A 15,623-nucleotide genomic window follows, 5' to 3' on the forward strand; every position below is an offset into this window, starting at 1 on the left:
GCAGCACTCCCCCCTTTCCGGCACAGGCAGCGTTGACGCTGCCGCCGACCCCTTAACGGGCTGACGTCCGTTATCTCCTGCTTCGCCGCCGGCGATGCAGGCTCCAGCGCCGGATCAACCTGTGCAGGGCGGATTGCCTTGCAGGGCTGCGGCATCATTTATAGGTTCGACTCAAGAGGAATAAGCGTATGAATACGAAAAAAACAGCGGAAACAGCAGCGAAAACAGCAGCAAGCTTTGCGATTCCCCGTGCTTCGGCATTGTCGTTAGCGCTGTCACTGGCGTTTGCGTCCTTGTCCGGCCTTGCCCACGCCGCGCCCGAGGATGCCTGGGTCGCCACCAAGACCAAGGCATTCCTGCCGCAAGTACAGGCGAAACAGAAAAGCACGGCAGTCGACGCCGGCAAACAGACACCGGCAGAAGCCGCGGTGCAAATGGCGCAAGGCGAACCGGTGCATGTCACCCTGAGCCTGAACCTGCGTAACGAAGCCAAGCTCGATCAATTCCTGAAGGACCTGCATACGCCAGGCAGCGCGGCCCATCGCAAATTCCTGACGCCGGCCCAGTTCAAGGCTGAATATGCGCCTACGGAAAAAGATGTGGCGACAGTAGTGGCGCACTTGCGCAAGGCCGGCTTTGTGAATATCAAAGTCTCGCCGAATCGCCAACTGGTGTCAGCCTCGGGCACAGCAGCGACCGTACAAGCCGGTTTCCATACTTCGCTGAAACGCTTCCAGCAAGACGGCCGCCCGGTGTTCGCCAATACCGACGCCGCCCAGGTGCCGGCAGCCCTGGGCCATATCGTCGGCTCTGTGCTCGGCCTGCAGAACGTCGAGCTGGCCCATACCAACTTTGTCAGGCAGTCGCAGACACAAGCCGGCGTTGCAATGCAAGCCAAAGCCCGCACCAACGCCACGCCAGTGGCGACTTCGCACAGCCCGGCGGAATTCCCTGGCATCTATAGCGCCGGCAGCACGCCAACCGCGTCGAACACCACCGTCGCCATCATTTCCGAAGGCGACCTGACACAAACCATTGCTGACTTGAACACCTTCACCGACAGCAATAGTTTCGCCACCGTCAACACCAGCGTAGTGCAAACCGGCCCGTCCGGCAGCGATTACAGCGACACTTCCGGCATCGGCGAGTGGAACCTGGACAGCCAGACCATCACCGGCACCAGCGGCGGCGCGGTACAGCAAATGATCTTCTACACATCGCCGGACATGCAGTTCAGCAGCATCACCGCGTCCTACAACCAGGCCGTGTCCGACAACCTGGCCAAGGTCATCAACGTCTCACTGGGCGCTTGCGAAGCTGCGGCCAACAGCGACGGCACGCAGGCGGCGGACGACAACATCTTCAAGCAGGCTGTTGCACAAGGCCAGACCTTCTCCGTATCGACCGGCGATGCAGGCGCCTACAATTGCCAGGTCAGCTCGATTTCCGGCTCGCCTGGCGTGCCGACAAACAAGTCGACCTATGACGTCAGCGAACCGGCCAGCTCGCCCTACGTGATCGCCGTCGGCGGCACCACCCTCTACACCAACGCCGGCGCCTACAGCAGCGAAACCGTGTGGAATGAAGGCTTGCGGACGATCGGCCAGTACGATGCAGCCGGCGACGTCGACAACACCAAGCGCATCTGGGCCACCGGCGGCGGCTACAGCAAATACGAAGCGGCGCCGAGCTATCAGTCCGGCGTGATTGCAGCAGGCAAGACGACCCGCGGCTTGCCGGACATCGCCTTCGACGCTGCCAGCGCCAGCGGCGCCAACCTGGTCATCAACGGCAGCACCACCGACCAGAACGGCTACCTCAACACTGTTGGCGGCACCAGCCTGGCGGCGCCGATCTTCACCGGCGTCTGGGCTCGCCTGCAATCGGCCAATGCCAACGGCCTGGGCTTCCCTGCCGCCAGCTTCTACAAGTACTTCCCGCTGGCAGCCAACGCCTCGCTGCTGCATGACGTGACTTCCGGCACCAACGGCTACAGCAGCTCCTATGGCTACAAGGCCGGCAAGGGCTGGGATGCGGTGACCGGTTTCGGCAGCCTGAACATCGGCAACCTGAATGCCTTCGTTGCCAACACTGCTGATTTTGCGCGTTAATCGTCCGTCGTTTTAGCTAGCGTGTTGTGCAGCGCCGCCACGGCTCCATGTGAGCCGTGGCGGCGACAAGCAGCATCCGCGCCTTCAGCCGGAAGAGGGTTGAATTGATGCTATCGAATCGTCAATCGCTTGGCGTACGTTCGGCATAGACGATATTCATAATTACCCTCCTTTTTCATGTCGACCCTGAGCACGGGAGGGACCGTATCACGGTCGAAGTCATCGCCGGTTTCGACGGGAATGAAAAGATCAAAATAAGCCTGAAATTTTCGCAATACCCGCTTTGACAAGCCATGTGCGGCAAAGAAACTAGCATCTTAAACAGTGGACAGTCCACGCACTCCCCTGCAAAACTTAACAGTTTTCGCAGCCGGAAAACTTCCTTATATTGGCCACTGGAATTTCGCTCGTCGCGGACATCGATGCATTGATCGAGCCTATATCGTTCGCCTGCGCTGCTCAAAACACTAGCCGCGATTTGTCTTGAGTTTTGTTCGGTCCGCCCTATACTTTTTAGCGCGTTGCGCTTTTCGGGCATCCCATCTATCAGATGCATGGCGGGGTGATCACCGCTGCCTGGAATGCAGAGCCACGACATGGGGATCACATGCCAGCCGCAAGCGCGTCCTCCCGAATCTCCCGCTCAAACGGCTGAGGACAGATCGCTTTGGAAGCGCCTATCAATGACTGTTCCAATGGGATTCAGAACCAGACTGTATTGATGCGCCCAGATCCTGGCGATGGCCGCCGAGCGCTTTTTTTGTCCGAGAAATCTTGCAAAGACTCGTCTCTCATCTGGAATTTTCACCGCCATTCGGGCGGCGTTCCTTGCGCCAGGGTTGTACATTGCATTTATTCATTGAGGAGAAGTCCATGTCCTATTTTTCAGAAGAACTTGCTTCCGTCATCAAGGGCAACCTGGAAGCCCAGCTTGCGATCACGGCAGAATTCAAAGGCAAGATCATCAAGCACATCGAAGAATTTTCAAAACTGAATACCGATGCAGCCAAGGCGGCTCTATTGGAATCCGCCACCAACACGAAGGATATATTGCAGACCAGCAACCCTCGGGATTTCTTTCTGATGAATGCGATGCACCTGAAGCACGACATCCAAAACGTCGTCTACTATGGTGCAGAGGCAGCCCGGATTGCCGCCGCAATGCAAATCGAATTCAACAAGGTTGCCGGAGCGAAGGCCGCCGAAGCCAGCCAGAACGGCATCATGCTGCTGACAGAATTGACCAGGAATATGCCCGCCGGCGCCGAAAAATTTTTCGCCGTCCTGACATCTCCAATGGATGCATTCGAAGCGGCAAATGCATTTGCAAAACAGATGAGCAACTGGCCGACGGAAGATGAGCCCGCAGTGGCTTCCGCCCACCAGGCATCCCGGAAAAGGAATGGTCGTCAAGCGGCTGGCACTACCCATTGAACAGGGCAAAACAAGATTCAAAAAAAGCCCGCTGACCTTGTGGCGGCGGGCCAATATTTCCTGGAAAAAAAATTGCTTGCTGCTAGTCTCCCAACTCCTTCTCATCGTTCCAATCGCCGGTGAAAGTCTTTGGATTCATAAGCAATATTGATGGTCAGGACTGGCTGACAGCCAAAGTCGGGCATGGCATCAGCGGCGCCGGCCTTAGCAGCGGCATCGAACTGGAGACGCGCACCGCGCAATTTGACTTCAAAGAAACGCAGCGGCATCGACCATAAAGTGTGCGATAACATTCAACCAAAGATTTCTTTTCCAGAGATACAGAACGGTGAATGCAATACCGCCGAACCCCGCAACCAGAATATGCGACCAGCCCCATGAACCTACGTGGGCCAAGGTAAAAACGACACAAGTAATGATCGCTGCCGCCACCTTGCTTTTTGAAAATTCCTGAATGCGTTCAATTGCGTAGCCGCGAAACAGGATTTCCTCGGAAGCCGCCGCCCTGACAACAGAAATGGCCCGCCACCAGAATGGAGTATTGCCTATTTGCGACACGTTCTCTCCATTCAGCTGCAACCCGAACGCAGGTAAGCCGATATTAATGATAGCGATCAATCCTGCCAGCGTAACCATCCCAAAAACGATAGCAATCGGCAAATCTGTCCATTTTGGCCTGAACAATCCGATCGAAGCGAGCGGCCTCTTCTCGACAAAATGTACATATGCCCAAACCAGAAAAACAATTCCCCACCAGATCAACTCGTGAAAAACCAAATGGGACACGCTTTGAAATTCGTCCATCCATTTTCCGTAGGGCAGGCTTCCGGCAATCAGGACGAACAGTATTCCTGCGGCAAGAACGGCTGCACGCCGCGATTCCAAAATGTTCATCGCCAGTTCCCCTGTATTTGGCAACCATGTTTGTCGATTTCATGGACTCTCAATTAGTCCGCAGTACGCCTTTTCGATGACTTCGCAGCCGACTTGGCGGGCTTCCCTGCAGACTGGGCAGTCTTCTTTTTCACGGGGTTTTCTTTGACATGCCCCCATTCATGGCGAAGCATTTCAATGAAGTGGTCCAGGGCTTTTGTGGTGCGATCGATGTCTTCAGTGCTCAACAGCTCGATGACAAGGCCTTCAAATACGGCTCCACATAATGTGGCGACTGTTTTCGATCGCATCTCGACCGGCAAATAGCCCTCAATAATTTCCAGCCAGCTAAAGCTGGTGTGATCAAGGAATCGCTGATAGACCGCGCGATTCTGGATCGCGATGAAATGCATTTCGTATAACAATCTCAAATACGGAAAATTCGATTTTTTTATCGCCCAGTTCCAAAACAGCTTCATTGGAGAAATCTGCCTGGCGGCAGCGTCTGCGAGCGAGATGCTGGTGAGCGAATTGCGTAACCTTGCCTGGACCGCGATCATCACTTCCATGAGCAAATCTTCCTTCGATTTGAAATGAAAAATAATGAGCCTTGCGCTGGTTCCAATGGCAGCCGAAAGCGGGCGCAATGTGAGATCGGCTACGCCATGTTGAGCGAGATAGTCGATTGTGGCATTGAGTAGTTCGTCTTTTCTGGCATTCATGAAACGGACGTTACATGAAACAGTCGTTTCAGTCAACATTCGATTGAACCTAGCTCAGTCCAGAACATTACTGCTGCACGGGAAAGGGCGTTCGAGCAAAAGCGCTCACGGATGCGGTCAAAAAGGAATATGACTTTCAAGAGTTGAGCGCGGCAACCGCACGGCACAGGCCGCATAAACTTAAAAATCCCGACCCTGATATAGTGTCGCGATGAAATATGGCTGTAATCCGCATGGATATTAGGTCTGCGAGGGATTTTCCTAATATCCATGCGGAATGCATTGATTTAATTACGGGGCATAGTGTTTTGTCATCGAACGAATATGAGATATTTTTTCATCAAATTTTCGTTTCGGCAGCGACCGTGAAGAGCCTCGGCGTCACAACTGCGACCAGGACGCAACATTAGCCTCTTTAAAACTGACGAAGTCGGAAACGACATTTTACAAAGATGATTAGTCGTATGTTGAAAGCGGGATTGGTATATGCATCACAAAGTCTCGCGTAGAAGCTACTGGATCGTTGCTTCAAGCGTCCTCCTGGTAGGATTGGTGGTCATTATCAGCATTGCCGCTGCGTTGGCGCCAAGCCTGTTTCCGACCGATAGCACGGCTATCGCAGATGGGCGCGGTATTGCCGCCGCCGTGATATTTATCGGGAGCTACCTGGCCCTTGCCATAGGCCGGATTCCTGGCCTTACCATCGACCGGGCCGGCATCGCCCTTGTCGGCGCCGGTCTTATGGTTGCATCAGGCGCACTGCCGCTGGAGGATGCCTACAAGGCGGTGGATCTCGATACCATTACGCTGCTGCTCGGCATGATGATTATTGTCACCAGCCTGCGCCTTTCTGGATTTTTTGCAATCGTCAACGGCTGGGGCCGACGACATGCCAGGCGGCCTCTGATACTGCTGGGTGTGATTGTTGCGATCTCCGGCGTTTTTTCCTCATTCCTGGTGAACGACGCGATCTGCCTGGTGTTGACGCCGCTTGTGCTGGAACTGACTGCCGCACTGGGACGCCGGCCAATTCCTTACCTGCTAGCTGTAGCGATGGCGTCGAACGTTGGATCGACCGCGACAATCACGGGTAATCCCCAGAACATCATGATCGGCAGTTTTTCCCATATCCCATACAGCAGTTTCGCCCTTGCACTAGGACCGATTGCGGTGATTGGACTGGTAGCTACTGTGGCGCTGATTGCGCTCTTTCATCGGGATGAGTTCGGCGATGCCGCCAAGCTGGAAGCACCACAGCAAAAGATCCGGGTCAATCGTGTGCTGGTCGTCCGCGCTCTGCTGGCGACGCTGGTCATGATCGCGTTGTTTTTCGCCGGAGTCGTGCCAGCCAAGGCGGCGATCATCATTGGCGGCCTGCTACTTTTGTCCGGGCGGGTGAAGACTCATCGGATCTACGCCGAAATCGACTGGTCATTGCTATTGATGTTTGCCGGATTATTCATCATCGTCGCCGGCGCGCAGCACACGCTTCTCAGTCCAGAAGTAATTGCCGCGGTAGGCCGCTTGCATCTGGATCAGGTTCCCGTACTGAGCGCCCTCACGGCCTTGCTATCCAATTTGGTCAGCAATGTGCCAGCCGTATTGGTGCTGAAACCGTTTGTCGAAGCGCTGAAGGATCACGACAAGGCATGGCTGGTGATCGCGATGGCCTCGACTCTCGCAGGCAATTTCACCGTTCTGGGATCAATAGCAAACCTGATCGTCGTTCAGAAAGCGGCTGCTTCTGGGGTAATAATCACGTTTTGGGATTATTTCAGAATTGGCGCGCCGTTGACGATCGTCACTCTCGCTATCGGGACTCTGTGGTTGTGGTAAGAACCTTGCGGAAACAGAAACGCGGCATGACAACTGGCAAGTTGAATAAAGCCCGCGAATTTTTCAGCGACGGCAGGTTCGATTCCCGCCGTCTCCACCATTGAGTGCCTGACCGCGGCGCTGCCAGCGGCAGTCCGCGGCTTCCGATCGCTACCGCAGAGCGGCGCCACCTTGCGCCAGATACTGCCCCAGGAGGCGGGCAAATTGTCCACCATCAGTACTGATCGAGGTCTGGAAGGTCCCCCCTGCACTGAAGACGATGGCGAAGGTGTGTATGTCGCCGTATTCTTGCGTGTTGCGGAGCATGTAGTCGACACGATTGTCGCGATAGTGCTGATTAGTGCCGCCAGGCGTAGCAGAAGGGATACCCATTGGCGTCTGCCACCACAAGATTGGGAGTCCATTGCTCAAAGCGGTGCGATAGTCCGAGATCCCGCTCTGCGATTGATGGAAGTTCGGTGTGGCGATATTGTTCTCGTCCCAATAGAACGGGCCGCTCCGTCCTGCACATTCCGCTGGAGGCGTTGCGACTTCCATGCAGCCGGCGTCTCGATCGCTGGTCTGGGCAACGATAAAATCGGCCAGGTGCGCTCCGACCACCTGCATTTCAGCGCCCATCGCCGCCGGGGTTGCAGCCCAGAACGAAGGCGGAAATCCGATCAAGGCATTGGGCGCGATCTTCCTGCCCATCTGCACCAGGCACTGGCCGATGCCGGCAGCTGTATTCGGTAGCCCGCTGCATTCGGCCTGGCTGTTTACGACTGCGGGCAACTGCGTCGGATCATGCCCCGGCGCTTGCGCCCATACATATCCCCAGAAATCCGGCTCCAGATTGATCAATGCAGGCGCATTGAGCGCAGCAATGCGTTGATACATCAGCCGGACCTGCCCCCAGTAGTTGTTCATGAACGTCGCATTGGCGATTCCGCTCAAGTTGCCATCGCCGTTCTGCGCCATCTGATAGAGCGTGAACATCGGGGTCGCGCCATAGGCTTGAATGGCCTGCGCGGTATATGTGATGTACGCGCCATCGGGACTGTTCCAAGTAGGCCACGCGCCAGCACCGACGCCCACCAGATAAGTGTCGACAATATCCGGGCGAACGCTCTGGCTTTTCATATCCGCCAATGAATTGCCCGCCCCAAGTCCCACCAGCACCCTGGAAGGTTTGCCGAGCTTGGCCACTAAAGCGGTAGTCGCTGCGGCGACTGGTGTGCCGCCACCTGTGCCGACTGGCGTGCTGCCGCCTGTACCGACTGGCGTACTGCCGCCTGTGCCGACCGGCGTGCTGCCGCCTGTACCGACTGGGGTGCCGCCGCCTGTGCCGACTGGGGTGCCGCCGCCTGTGCCGACTGGGGTGCCGCCGCCTGTGCCGACTGGGGTGCTGCCGCCTGTGCCAACTGGGGTGCTGCCGCCTGTGCCAACTGGGGTGCCGCCGCCTGTGCCGACTGGGGTGCTGCCGCCTGTGCCGATTGGCGTGCTGCCGCCGGTACCACCTGACGTGCTGCCGCCTTGATTGCCATCGCTTCCGCCACCGCAGCCAAAAAGGAAGAATATGAGCAATGGCGCAGCAACATGTCGAAGGGAAAATCTAATCATCTAAAACTCCGTGAAATTGAAGGGAAACCAATCGCCGCACGCGCCGCTTAAGCTGATGCCCGAGACCTGGCGGCGATCCGGATCAAGTTTCGACATGACACGCATCGTGATGCCGCAACCGATAAAACAGCTTTGCCGAGGGCTTCGCCGCTGGCATTGATAGCTAAAAACGTGTCATCGTATTGCTTGACATGATCGTCATTAGCTTCCACGCACACTGCAGGAACCATGCCTGCATTTACGGCAAAGTCAGATCCCCGAGTAACTTCATTTGTCTTTGACATCGCCCGCGCTACCTTCCTGCATAGAAAACTCAGCAGATAACGCCGGCGTGGAAATCAAATCATTTAATCCAGCCTGTTCTACCGCAGAAATCATTGCTCGATAATCTTCTCTACTGTCCCGGTACAGCAATACAACTGAAAACCCCGTATCCGTTGGATCGTTCGACGCAAGGACGATAGCTTCGGCTCCAGCCGCACAGAGTCGCGAAGCAATTGCCTGTGCGCGTTGCTCGAACGCGAATACAGCGCCTACATATCGATGCCTGCCGACCGGCGCTTCCAGGCTGCAAGCGGATTTTGCCAATGCGACCAGTGTCTTCGCCGATTCAGACGTGACAATTTCTGGTGTGCGTGGAGTCGCGGCCTGATTGCTTACTGCACTTGAATTTGTCGTCTCTATTCGATATTCATTGCCATCAAGGCGTACCAATCTCAGCCCTCGTTCCCGAAGTGCCTTTTGGAACTGAAAAAAAATCTCATCTGGTGAAAGCGGATCGGTTGAAGCAAGATTAACTGTTCCTCGCACTTCCGGAGCCAAACGAATCGAACGGCCTGAATATTGACTGACTAGACGCGCGGCATCAGACAATCCGAAATCCCGCCAGATAACATAAAACCGATTTTCACAACGCACCGCAGTTGCATGCGAAAACAGCAGAAGCCAGAACAGACACGCGACGATCTTTTTAATTCTTGATATCTGAAACATATTCCCTGGCAATCATCGCGGTTTTCTCATATGTGCTTTCTACGGAAAAAATTCCAATAGGCAGTTGACTGTCGCCAGATATCAGCAAACTACGTAACGACAATCGGAACCTCACATCAAAGCAGCGATCTGCGCTGCGCTCAAAGCCCCGCGATAGATACGGAACTCGTCCACCAAGCCGTTTAAGTATGGGTCGCTGGCATACTGAGAGCGCCCGATCCAGTTCTGGCTCGTGCTGCCCAGGCGGAACGGCGCCAGGACCATCGCGGGATTGCTGCCTACCGGGTTGCCGTCCATGTACAAGGTTCCTGTTTTGCCCGACAGCGTAACGGCGACGTGGACCCATTGCCCGACCGGCAATGCCGTGTTGCTGTCGATGCCTTGCTCGCCGCTGCCGCCGTTGACGGTCATCGCAAACCGCGGGAAGCCGCTGTTGCTGCGGGCCGCAAGCATCATGTAATGTCCGGTGCCGGAACCGAAATCGAACACGCGCGCCCACGTGCCGGCGGCATTCAAGAACACCCATGCCGCGACCGTGAAATCGGCCACATCGCTCACAATATCGGCAGGCAGGCTGACGTAGCCGTTACTGCCGTTCAGCGACACCGCGCCACCCTTCTTGCCGCTAGCCCAGCTGGCGCCGTTAGCCAGCGTCCCGGCATGCCCCTTGCCGCTGGAATCAGCGGCTGTGGTGCCGCTGCCGTCATCGAACGCCAGGTGGGCCAGCAATTGCAACGCCGTGATCGCGATGATCTCGTTCGAGGCGGCGCTGGTTCCAGATGGCGTCTGCGCGGTGACGACATAGTAATAAGTGCCTGCAGCGAGTCCGCTATCTGTGTAAGTCAGCAAATCGCTGATGCCGGTGGCGATGGTTGTGTAAGGTCCTCCGGCGACCGTGCTGCGTTTGACGCTGTAGCTGCTTGCATACGCGCTGCCCCACCACGACAGCTGCACCTGTCCCTGGCTCGCAATGGCAGTCAGGCCGCTCGGCGCCGCGCCGCTTGCAATCGGGTCGCGCGTGCAGGTCAGCGTGCCGTAGCCCAGCTGATCGTAGCCACCGCTGTTCGGCCCGTAATTGCCGCCGCCGCCCTCCGGCTGAACCTGAGCTGCGAATTTCCGGGAATAGGGCGCAGCCAATCCCTTGCGGTTGACGTAATGGTTATAGACCAGCGCCCATCCAGGCCGCGCGGCGCCTTGGCTGCCGGTCGACAAGGCAGTCTGGTTGACGTGGTCGACGTTGTTGTAAGTGACGTACGGCACCGTATAAAACGTGCTGCCGGATTCGATCAGGTTGGCTTTGGCGACGTATTCAGCGCCGGCAAGAAAGCGGTTATTGTCGTAACCGTACAGGTCAACTCCCTGGTTCCAGGCCATCTCGCAGATCGGCCCCATCAATGCGATGCCCAAGGTGTTGTGTCCCTGGTCGCGGCCGGTTTCCTGCCACTGCCCCAGATAACCGGGATGCATGTAGTAGACAGCCTGCGAAACGGCGCCATTGCCCGCGCCGCTCTTGAAATAATCGACCGCTTCGTTAAACATGGCGCGGTCGTCGCACAACACGCCGATAGCCATGATCGAAGCCATATTGCATAAATCCCAGTTGGCCCAGTAGTGAGTCACTTCGGTGCCGTTATGGCGAATCAGGAAATCATGGTTGATGGGGTAAAAGACGGTCCGCATCATCTTCTGGAAACTGGCAAGATCGGCGGCTGCCCAGCCGCTGTAGGAACGCATGATTTCGGCCGCATTGGCAAATTCGTAGCCGTAGATGCCGGCGGCCAGGTCGACATTCGAATTGCCGCCCAATAGCGTCAACGTCGACGACCAGGCATTCAGGATTGCCACTGCCTTCTTCGCATAGAGATCATCGCCAGCAATTTTCCAGCGTAGTGCGCAAGCATAGGCGGCAGCAATGTCGTTATAAAGAAGCGGGTAGTTCTCGGCATGCACGCCGTCGCTGCCGCGATAAATCGCCGCCTGCGGACGAGGTGTGTAGTTCAGGCTGGCATGGCTGTTAGCGACCAGGACATTCCAACCATCGATCCACGGCGACGCCTTTGTTTTCACCTTTTGGCTCATGCGGTCAAAATCAGCTTGCGTATGCAGCAAGCCAGGATGCACAAACGTGTTGTTCGCGGGAGGAGGCGTCGTTTCCGGTGGTGTGGTTTCCGGTGGTGTGGTTTCCGGCGGTGTTGATGCTGGCGGTGTTGATGCCGGCGTCGATGCTGGTGTTGGAGTCGACGTTGAAGTCGGTGTCGACGCAGGTGTCGGCGTCAGCGCCGGAGTGACAGCCGTGGCAGGCGAACCAGCACTGGTGCTCGCGGACGCCATATCGCCGCTGCCGCAGCCGGCCAGGAACAAAGCGCCAAGACTGGACATGAAATTGCGACGCGTCATGCCATTGGCATGACGCTCATCGCTAATGATGTTGCTTGCATCAAGAAGTGTTGGTGGAAATTTGTCGCTATCATCGATCCCTGGCTTACTCACGCTCTGACCTTTTCATATATCTTGGAAATCACATTGGAAGTTGAATGTCTATCTGGCCGCGATATGTAATCTGTTGAAGTTTCGCGGCTCGTTTTCCGTCATATCCAGGCGGTTATGCAGGTACGACAAAACAGACGTTCTGTTTTGATTTCAATGACGTCGACATATTGTTCGACGCGACACTCAATCATGCGATCTCTTTTTCGCAAATACTGTGCCAACGACGAATAGCGCATTCAAAGGCAGCAACTGGTGTTAGCGCTACCAAAATTTGTCAGTATTTTCGATTTTTGTCAAAATTTGTTCGCCCAAAATTGGCCGCCAGGCCTCATGAAATATCACTTGGCGAGTTTTTAGAGAATCGTATCTACGAATCCGATAACCAATTTTCTATCCGCGATATCCACTTCGATATTGTTCTTTTTTTTGATCGCTTACACGGTAATGGACGTCCGAGAAAAGGCACTGACGGATGCGGATAAGAAGGGCTAGCGGAGTCGCCGACCATCGACAACGCCTTTAATTTTTTATTACAGCTCGTCACATCGTTGACTATGTAAAAAAGGGAAGCCCGATTGAGCAGGCGTTAATAAACGAATTTGAGCGTGATCCCGACCTTAAAGCGTTATGCGACATAGGAGATAAAGGAAAACATTACTGTCAAAACTACCAGCTAGACATCTGGCAACAAAAATCTACAATCACATTCGCGCACCACACAATGCGCCATTTCAATCAATGGCCCTCTGCAACCAACGACTAGTCTGTAGCTACCTTTCGTCATCCTACTGATGTCGTCTGTTTTTACAACAACGACTCCTTGGAGAAGCCATGCCTACCGTCGCAGAACAATTTTCAGCCGCTGCCAAAGCCAATTTCGAAGCTAATCTGGCCCTGTTCTCCGATTTCACGACCAAGGCAATTGCTGGTGTGGAAAAACTGATCGCCCTCAACCTGAACACCACCAAAGCCTCATTGGAAGATTCGACCGCCATTACTCAGAAGTTGTTTGCGGCGAAAGATCCACATGAATTTTTCTCGCTAAGCGCAGCCCTGGCCCAGCCGAACACTGAAAAAGCTTTCGCTTACGGTCGTCATTTCGCTAGCATCGCCTCCAGTACACAGGCTGAACTGACCAAGTCGGCAGAAGCGCAAGTTGCAGAAACCAAACGTAAAGTCATTGAATTCGTTGACCAGGCAGCGAAAAATGTGCCGTCAGGCGCAGAAGGCGCAGTTGCGCTCGTCAAATCCGCGATCGGCAGCGCAAACGCCGGTTAGAACAGTTGGCCCAGAACACCAAGCAAGCAGTTGAAACCATCGAGAGCGATGTCAACAACGCCGTCGATCAACTGTCGCAAGCCGCCACTAAGAGTAGCACCGCTCATTCGAGCAAGAAGTAAACCACCAAATCACAAGGAGGAAATGGACAATGACTAATCAAAGCAAAAACTGGCACGCATGGTTGAACACTATGCCACCGGGCCCACACGAATTGCATGTCGCCGGCGATGTTTTGGTCGGTAACCCAGGGATAAAAGCTGTGGTAACCATGAAGGAACCGCAAGGGATCAATCCTGCGATCCTCCTGCTGGATCTTCACCTCGTTCAAGAACCCGGAATGTGGCCGCAAGTATTGACATGGGTGCCCGCCAAATACAACCGTGTCATGCCGCCAAACTCAAAAAATATTGAGGCGGTTGAGATCTACGAGAAGGGTGAGAAGATCGCCTCCATAGATCACGTTTCCATCATTTCGTAAGCAAGGGACAGTCGTTCGTTCAACCAGACCTTCAAATGCAGGGTACGCTTTTAGCTTACCCTGCTGTTTCAGGCAAATTGGTCAAGCCTCATAGTTCACGGCGTGGAATGAGACTGAAGACCCGCACCAACTCTACTTCTCATCAAAAAAAATCCTATGTAACCGCACCATGAATAAATTCACGACTTAAACGGCAGCATGCGTCGCAACGTCGTATCGCGCACGAAATAGTGATGAAACAGGCCCGCCACAGCGTGCAAGCCTATCAGGTAGTAGCCTATGGCTGCACAAGTTTCATGCACGTCTTTTATTTGTGACGCCAATTCTTTGTCTTGACTGAGTAGCGCGGGCAGATGCGCGCCGAAAAAGGGAATCGGCTTACCGGCAGCGCTCAGCGTCAGCCAACCGAGTATAGGCATACCTATCATCAAAGCGTACAGTGCCACATGCATGGCTCCGGCAAATAACATTTGCCAACGCGGTGGCGGCGGTTGAATCGGCGGCGTCGCACTGGAAAATCGCACCACCAACCGTAATGTGGCAACGGCCAGAACCGTCAGGCCAAGCATGTAATGCCACATCATCATGCCATTACGGCCATCGCTACCTTTGGGGAAAATGCCGCGCAACTCCATGGTTGCGTATACAGCAACAAGCAGTAGCAAGGTCATCCAGTGAAGTCCTATGGCGAGCGAACTATATTTTTCGGCACCGCTATTGTGTTTTACGTACATGGCAGGACGACTCCATTCCAGTTAAATGCATGCTGTTCAATATGATCTGGGAAACGGCAGAATTTATTCGCTTCCCCAGACCATATACCAGCCCAAAATTAGGGTTGACTTAGGCGCGTAGGTCGGTGCGCGTCCAAGGTTGTGTTATCGCTTATTTCGGAAAAATCAATCTATTTACCTGTTGATTTGCATCCAAAACTGCCCCCCTGCGGGTCAGATTTCAGTGCAATCCAACAGGATTGACCGACAAGGTTGCAAAAAAGGGGCGGAGTATCACTATCCGGCCCCGCCTTTACTTGGTTTTAATTCAACCGATCCAGCGTTGATTCGTGATGCGCTGATGCGACACGTACGATGAGCTAAGGTGCAACTTGCAACAACTCGGAATTCACAGCGCCGGGCCTTGTCCCCGTCAATGTTGACAGGTGTTGCTCCCTACTCATTGTGCTTTAATTCATTAGCGGGGCCGGTTGCGCATCTTCAAGCTGTTAAAGGAGGAGATCATCTACGGCAAAAGGATAACGATCCCGTTGTACGTCTATGCATATACCCAATATGTTTAACCACCATCGGAGGTAAATCATGGCTTGGACCGGCACAGTAGCTGCTAATGCACAAAATGGACAACCAACAAACGTAACCTACAATCCTGGGGATGTAATTACGATTGTTGCATCGGGATGGGCCGGCTACGGTCCGCAACCCAACTGGGGACCACAAGGAGACAAGACTCACCCGAATCAAGGCTTGATCTGTGGAGACGCATACTGTGGCGCGCTGGTGATGAAAATAGGATCGAGTGGTTACATTCCGGTGAACACAGGATTGTTCCGCTGGACCGCACCGGCGAATACCCAAGGCTTGATTACATTCGTCTATAACGATGTCCCGAATACCTACGGTAACAACTCCGGTTCGTTTACCGTCAGTGTCGGCAAAGATGAATCCTGACACAGCCCTCTAGCTGCGGTGCGATAAGCAGGCCCTCATTGCTGAGGGCCTTTACGTCAACAAGAACAAATTAATCACGACTCATCAAGAAAGTGGTTCGCACTGCCCGACCACACGACAT

The 15,623-nt window shown here is 54.6% G+C and carries 14 protein-coding genes and 1 pseudogene; 9 read left to right on the top strand and 6 right to left on the bottom strand.

What is annotated here, in order from left to right:
• The first annotated feature begins 188 nt into the window (after positions 1-188).
• A complete protein-coding gene (locus tag KHU30_RS12265) occupies positions 189-2,111 on the top strand; it encodes a S53 family peptidase (protein ID WP_211442934.1) in 1,923 nt (640 codons plus the stop codon).
• A 774-nt stretch (positions 2,112-2,885) separates the two neighbouring features.
• Positions 2,886-3,545 (top strand): TIGR01841 family phasin, encoded by a 660-nt coding sequence (phaP, locus tag KHU30_RS12270; protein ID WP_211442935.1) that lies wholly within the window; start codon positions 2,886-2,888, stop codon positions 3,543-3,545.
• A gap of 249 nt (positions 3,546-3,794) precedes the next feature.
• Here phaP and KHU30_RS12275 read toward each other — a convergent pair whose 3' ends face one another.
• Both KHU30_RS12275 and KHU30_RS12280 read right to left on the bottom strand, forming a co-directional pair.
• A complete protein-coding gene (locus tag KHU30_RS12275; protein WP_211442936.1) occupies positions 3,795-4,439 on the bottom strand; it encodes a CPBP family intramembrane glutamic endopeptidase in 645 nt (214 codons plus the stop codon).
• 53 nt (positions 4,440-4,492) lie between these two features.
• Positions 4,493-5,140 (bottom strand): TetR/AcrR family transcriptional regulator, encoded by a 648-nt coding sequence (locus tag KHU30_RS12280; RefSeq protein ID WP_211442937.1) that lies wholly within the window; start codon positions 5,138-5,140, stop codon positions 4,493-4,495.
• 486 nt (positions 5,141-5,626) lie between these two features.
• Between KHU30_RS12280 and KHU30_RS12285 the strand changes: the two genes are divergently transcribed.
• Positions 5,627-6,976 carry an anion transporter gene (locus tag KHU30_RS12285; RefSeq protein WP_211442938.1) on the top strand — a complete coding sequence of 450 codons (1,350 nt, stop codon included), beginning with the start codon at positions 5,627-5,629 and terminating at the stop codon, positions 6,974-6,976.
• Positions 6,977-7,126: 150 nt separating this feature from the next.
• On the opposite strand, the gene KHU30_RS12290 is transcribed toward KHU30_RS12285, so the two are convergent.
• A complete protein-coding gene (locus KHU30_RS12290; RefSeq protein ID WP_230427352.1) occupies positions 7,127-8,161 on the bottom strand; it encodes a hypothetical protein in 1,035 nt (344 codons plus the stop codon).
• Here KHU30_RS12290 and KHU30_RS12295 point away from each other — a divergent pair.
• Together KHU30_RS12295 and KHU30_RS12300 are read left to right on the top strand one after the other, a co-directional pair.
• Complete coding sequence (locus tag KHU30_RS12295) at positions 8,154-8,492, top strand: hypothetical protein (RefSeq protein WP_211443267.1); 339 nt, start codon at positions 8,154-8,156, stop codon at positions 8,490-8,492. The genes KHU30_RS12290 and KHU30_RS12295 overlap by 8 nt on opposite strands.
• On the top strand, positions 8,489-8,626 hold the full coding sequence (locus tag KHU30_RS12300; RefSeq protein ID WP_211443268.1) for a hypothetical protein: 138 nt from the start codon (positions 8,489-8,491) through the stop codon (positions 8,624-8,626). The genes KHU30_RS12295 and KHU30_RS12300 overlap by 4 nt, the downstream gene beginning before the upstream one ends.
• 216 nt (positions 8,627-8,842) lie before the next feature.
• Here KHU30_RS12300 and KHU30_RS12305 read toward each other — a convergent pair whose 3' ends face one another.
• Together KHU30_RS12305 and KHU30_RS12310 are read right to left on the bottom strand one after the other, a co-directional pair.
• A complete protein-coding gene (locus KHU30_RS12305; protein ID WP_211442939.1) occupies positions 8,843-9,568 on the bottom strand; it encodes a hypothetical protein in 726 nt (241 codons plus the stop codon).
• Between the two features lie 111 nt (positions 9,569-9,679).
• Positions 9,680-11,647 carry a LamG-like jellyroll fold domain-containing protein gene (locus KHU30_RS12310; protein WP_230427374.1) on the bottom strand — a complete coding sequence of 656 codons (1,968 nt, stop codon included), beginning with the start codon at positions 11,645-11,647 and terminating at the stop codon, positions 9,680-9,682.
• A 46-nt stretch (positions 11,648-11,693) separates the two neighbouring features.
• On the opposite strand from KHU30_RS12310, the gene KHU30_RS25190 reads away from it, so the two are divergent.
• The 3 genes and pseudogenes from KHU30_RS25190 (at position 11,694) to KHU30_RS12320 (ending at position 13,817) form a co-directional block, all read left to right on the top strand.
• Positions 11,694-11,978, top strand: a complete 285-nt coding sequence (locus KHU30_RS25190; protein ID WP_230427390.1) for a hypothetical protein — start codon at positions 11,694-11,696, stop codon at positions 11,976-11,978.
• Between the two features lie 911 nt (positions 11,979-12,889).
• Positions 12,890-13,458: pseudogene (locus KHU30_RS12315) on the top strand (phasin family protein).
• Between the two features lie 29 nt (positions 13,459-13,487).
• The gene (locus KHU30_RS12320; protein ID WP_211442940.1) at positions 13,488-13,817 is read left to right on the top strand and encodes a hypothetical protein; all 330 of its coding nucleotides are present in this window, start codon (positions 13,488-13,490) and stop codon (positions 13,815-13,817) included.
• A gap of 179 nt (positions 13,818-13,996) precedes the next feature.
• Here the strand turns inward: KHU30_RS12320 and KHU30_RS12325 are convergent, their stop codons facing one another.
• Positions 13,997-14,551 carry a cytochrome b gene (locus KHU30_RS12325; RefSeq protein ID WP_211442941.1) on the bottom strand — a complete coding sequence of 185 codons (555 nt, stop codon included), beginning with the start codon at positions 14,549-14,551 and terminating at the stop codon, positions 13,997-13,999.
• A 582-nt stretch (positions 14,552-15,133) separates the two neighbouring features.
• On the opposite strand from KHU30_RS12325, the gene KHU30_RS12330 reads away from it, so the two are divergent.
• Positions 15,134-15,502 (top strand): LecA/PA-IL family lectin, encoded by a 369-nt coding sequence (locus KHU30_RS12330; protein ID WP_211442942.1) that lies wholly within the window; start codon positions 15,134-15,136, stop codon positions 15,500-15,502.
• The last annotated feature ends 121 nt before the right edge of the window (positions 15,503-15,623 follow it).

The sequence above is a fragment of the Collimonas humicola genome, from assembly GCF_018304945.1.
GTDB lineage: Bacteria > Pseudomonadota > Gammaproteobacteria > Burkholderiales > Burkholderiaceae_D > Collimonas > Collimonas humicola.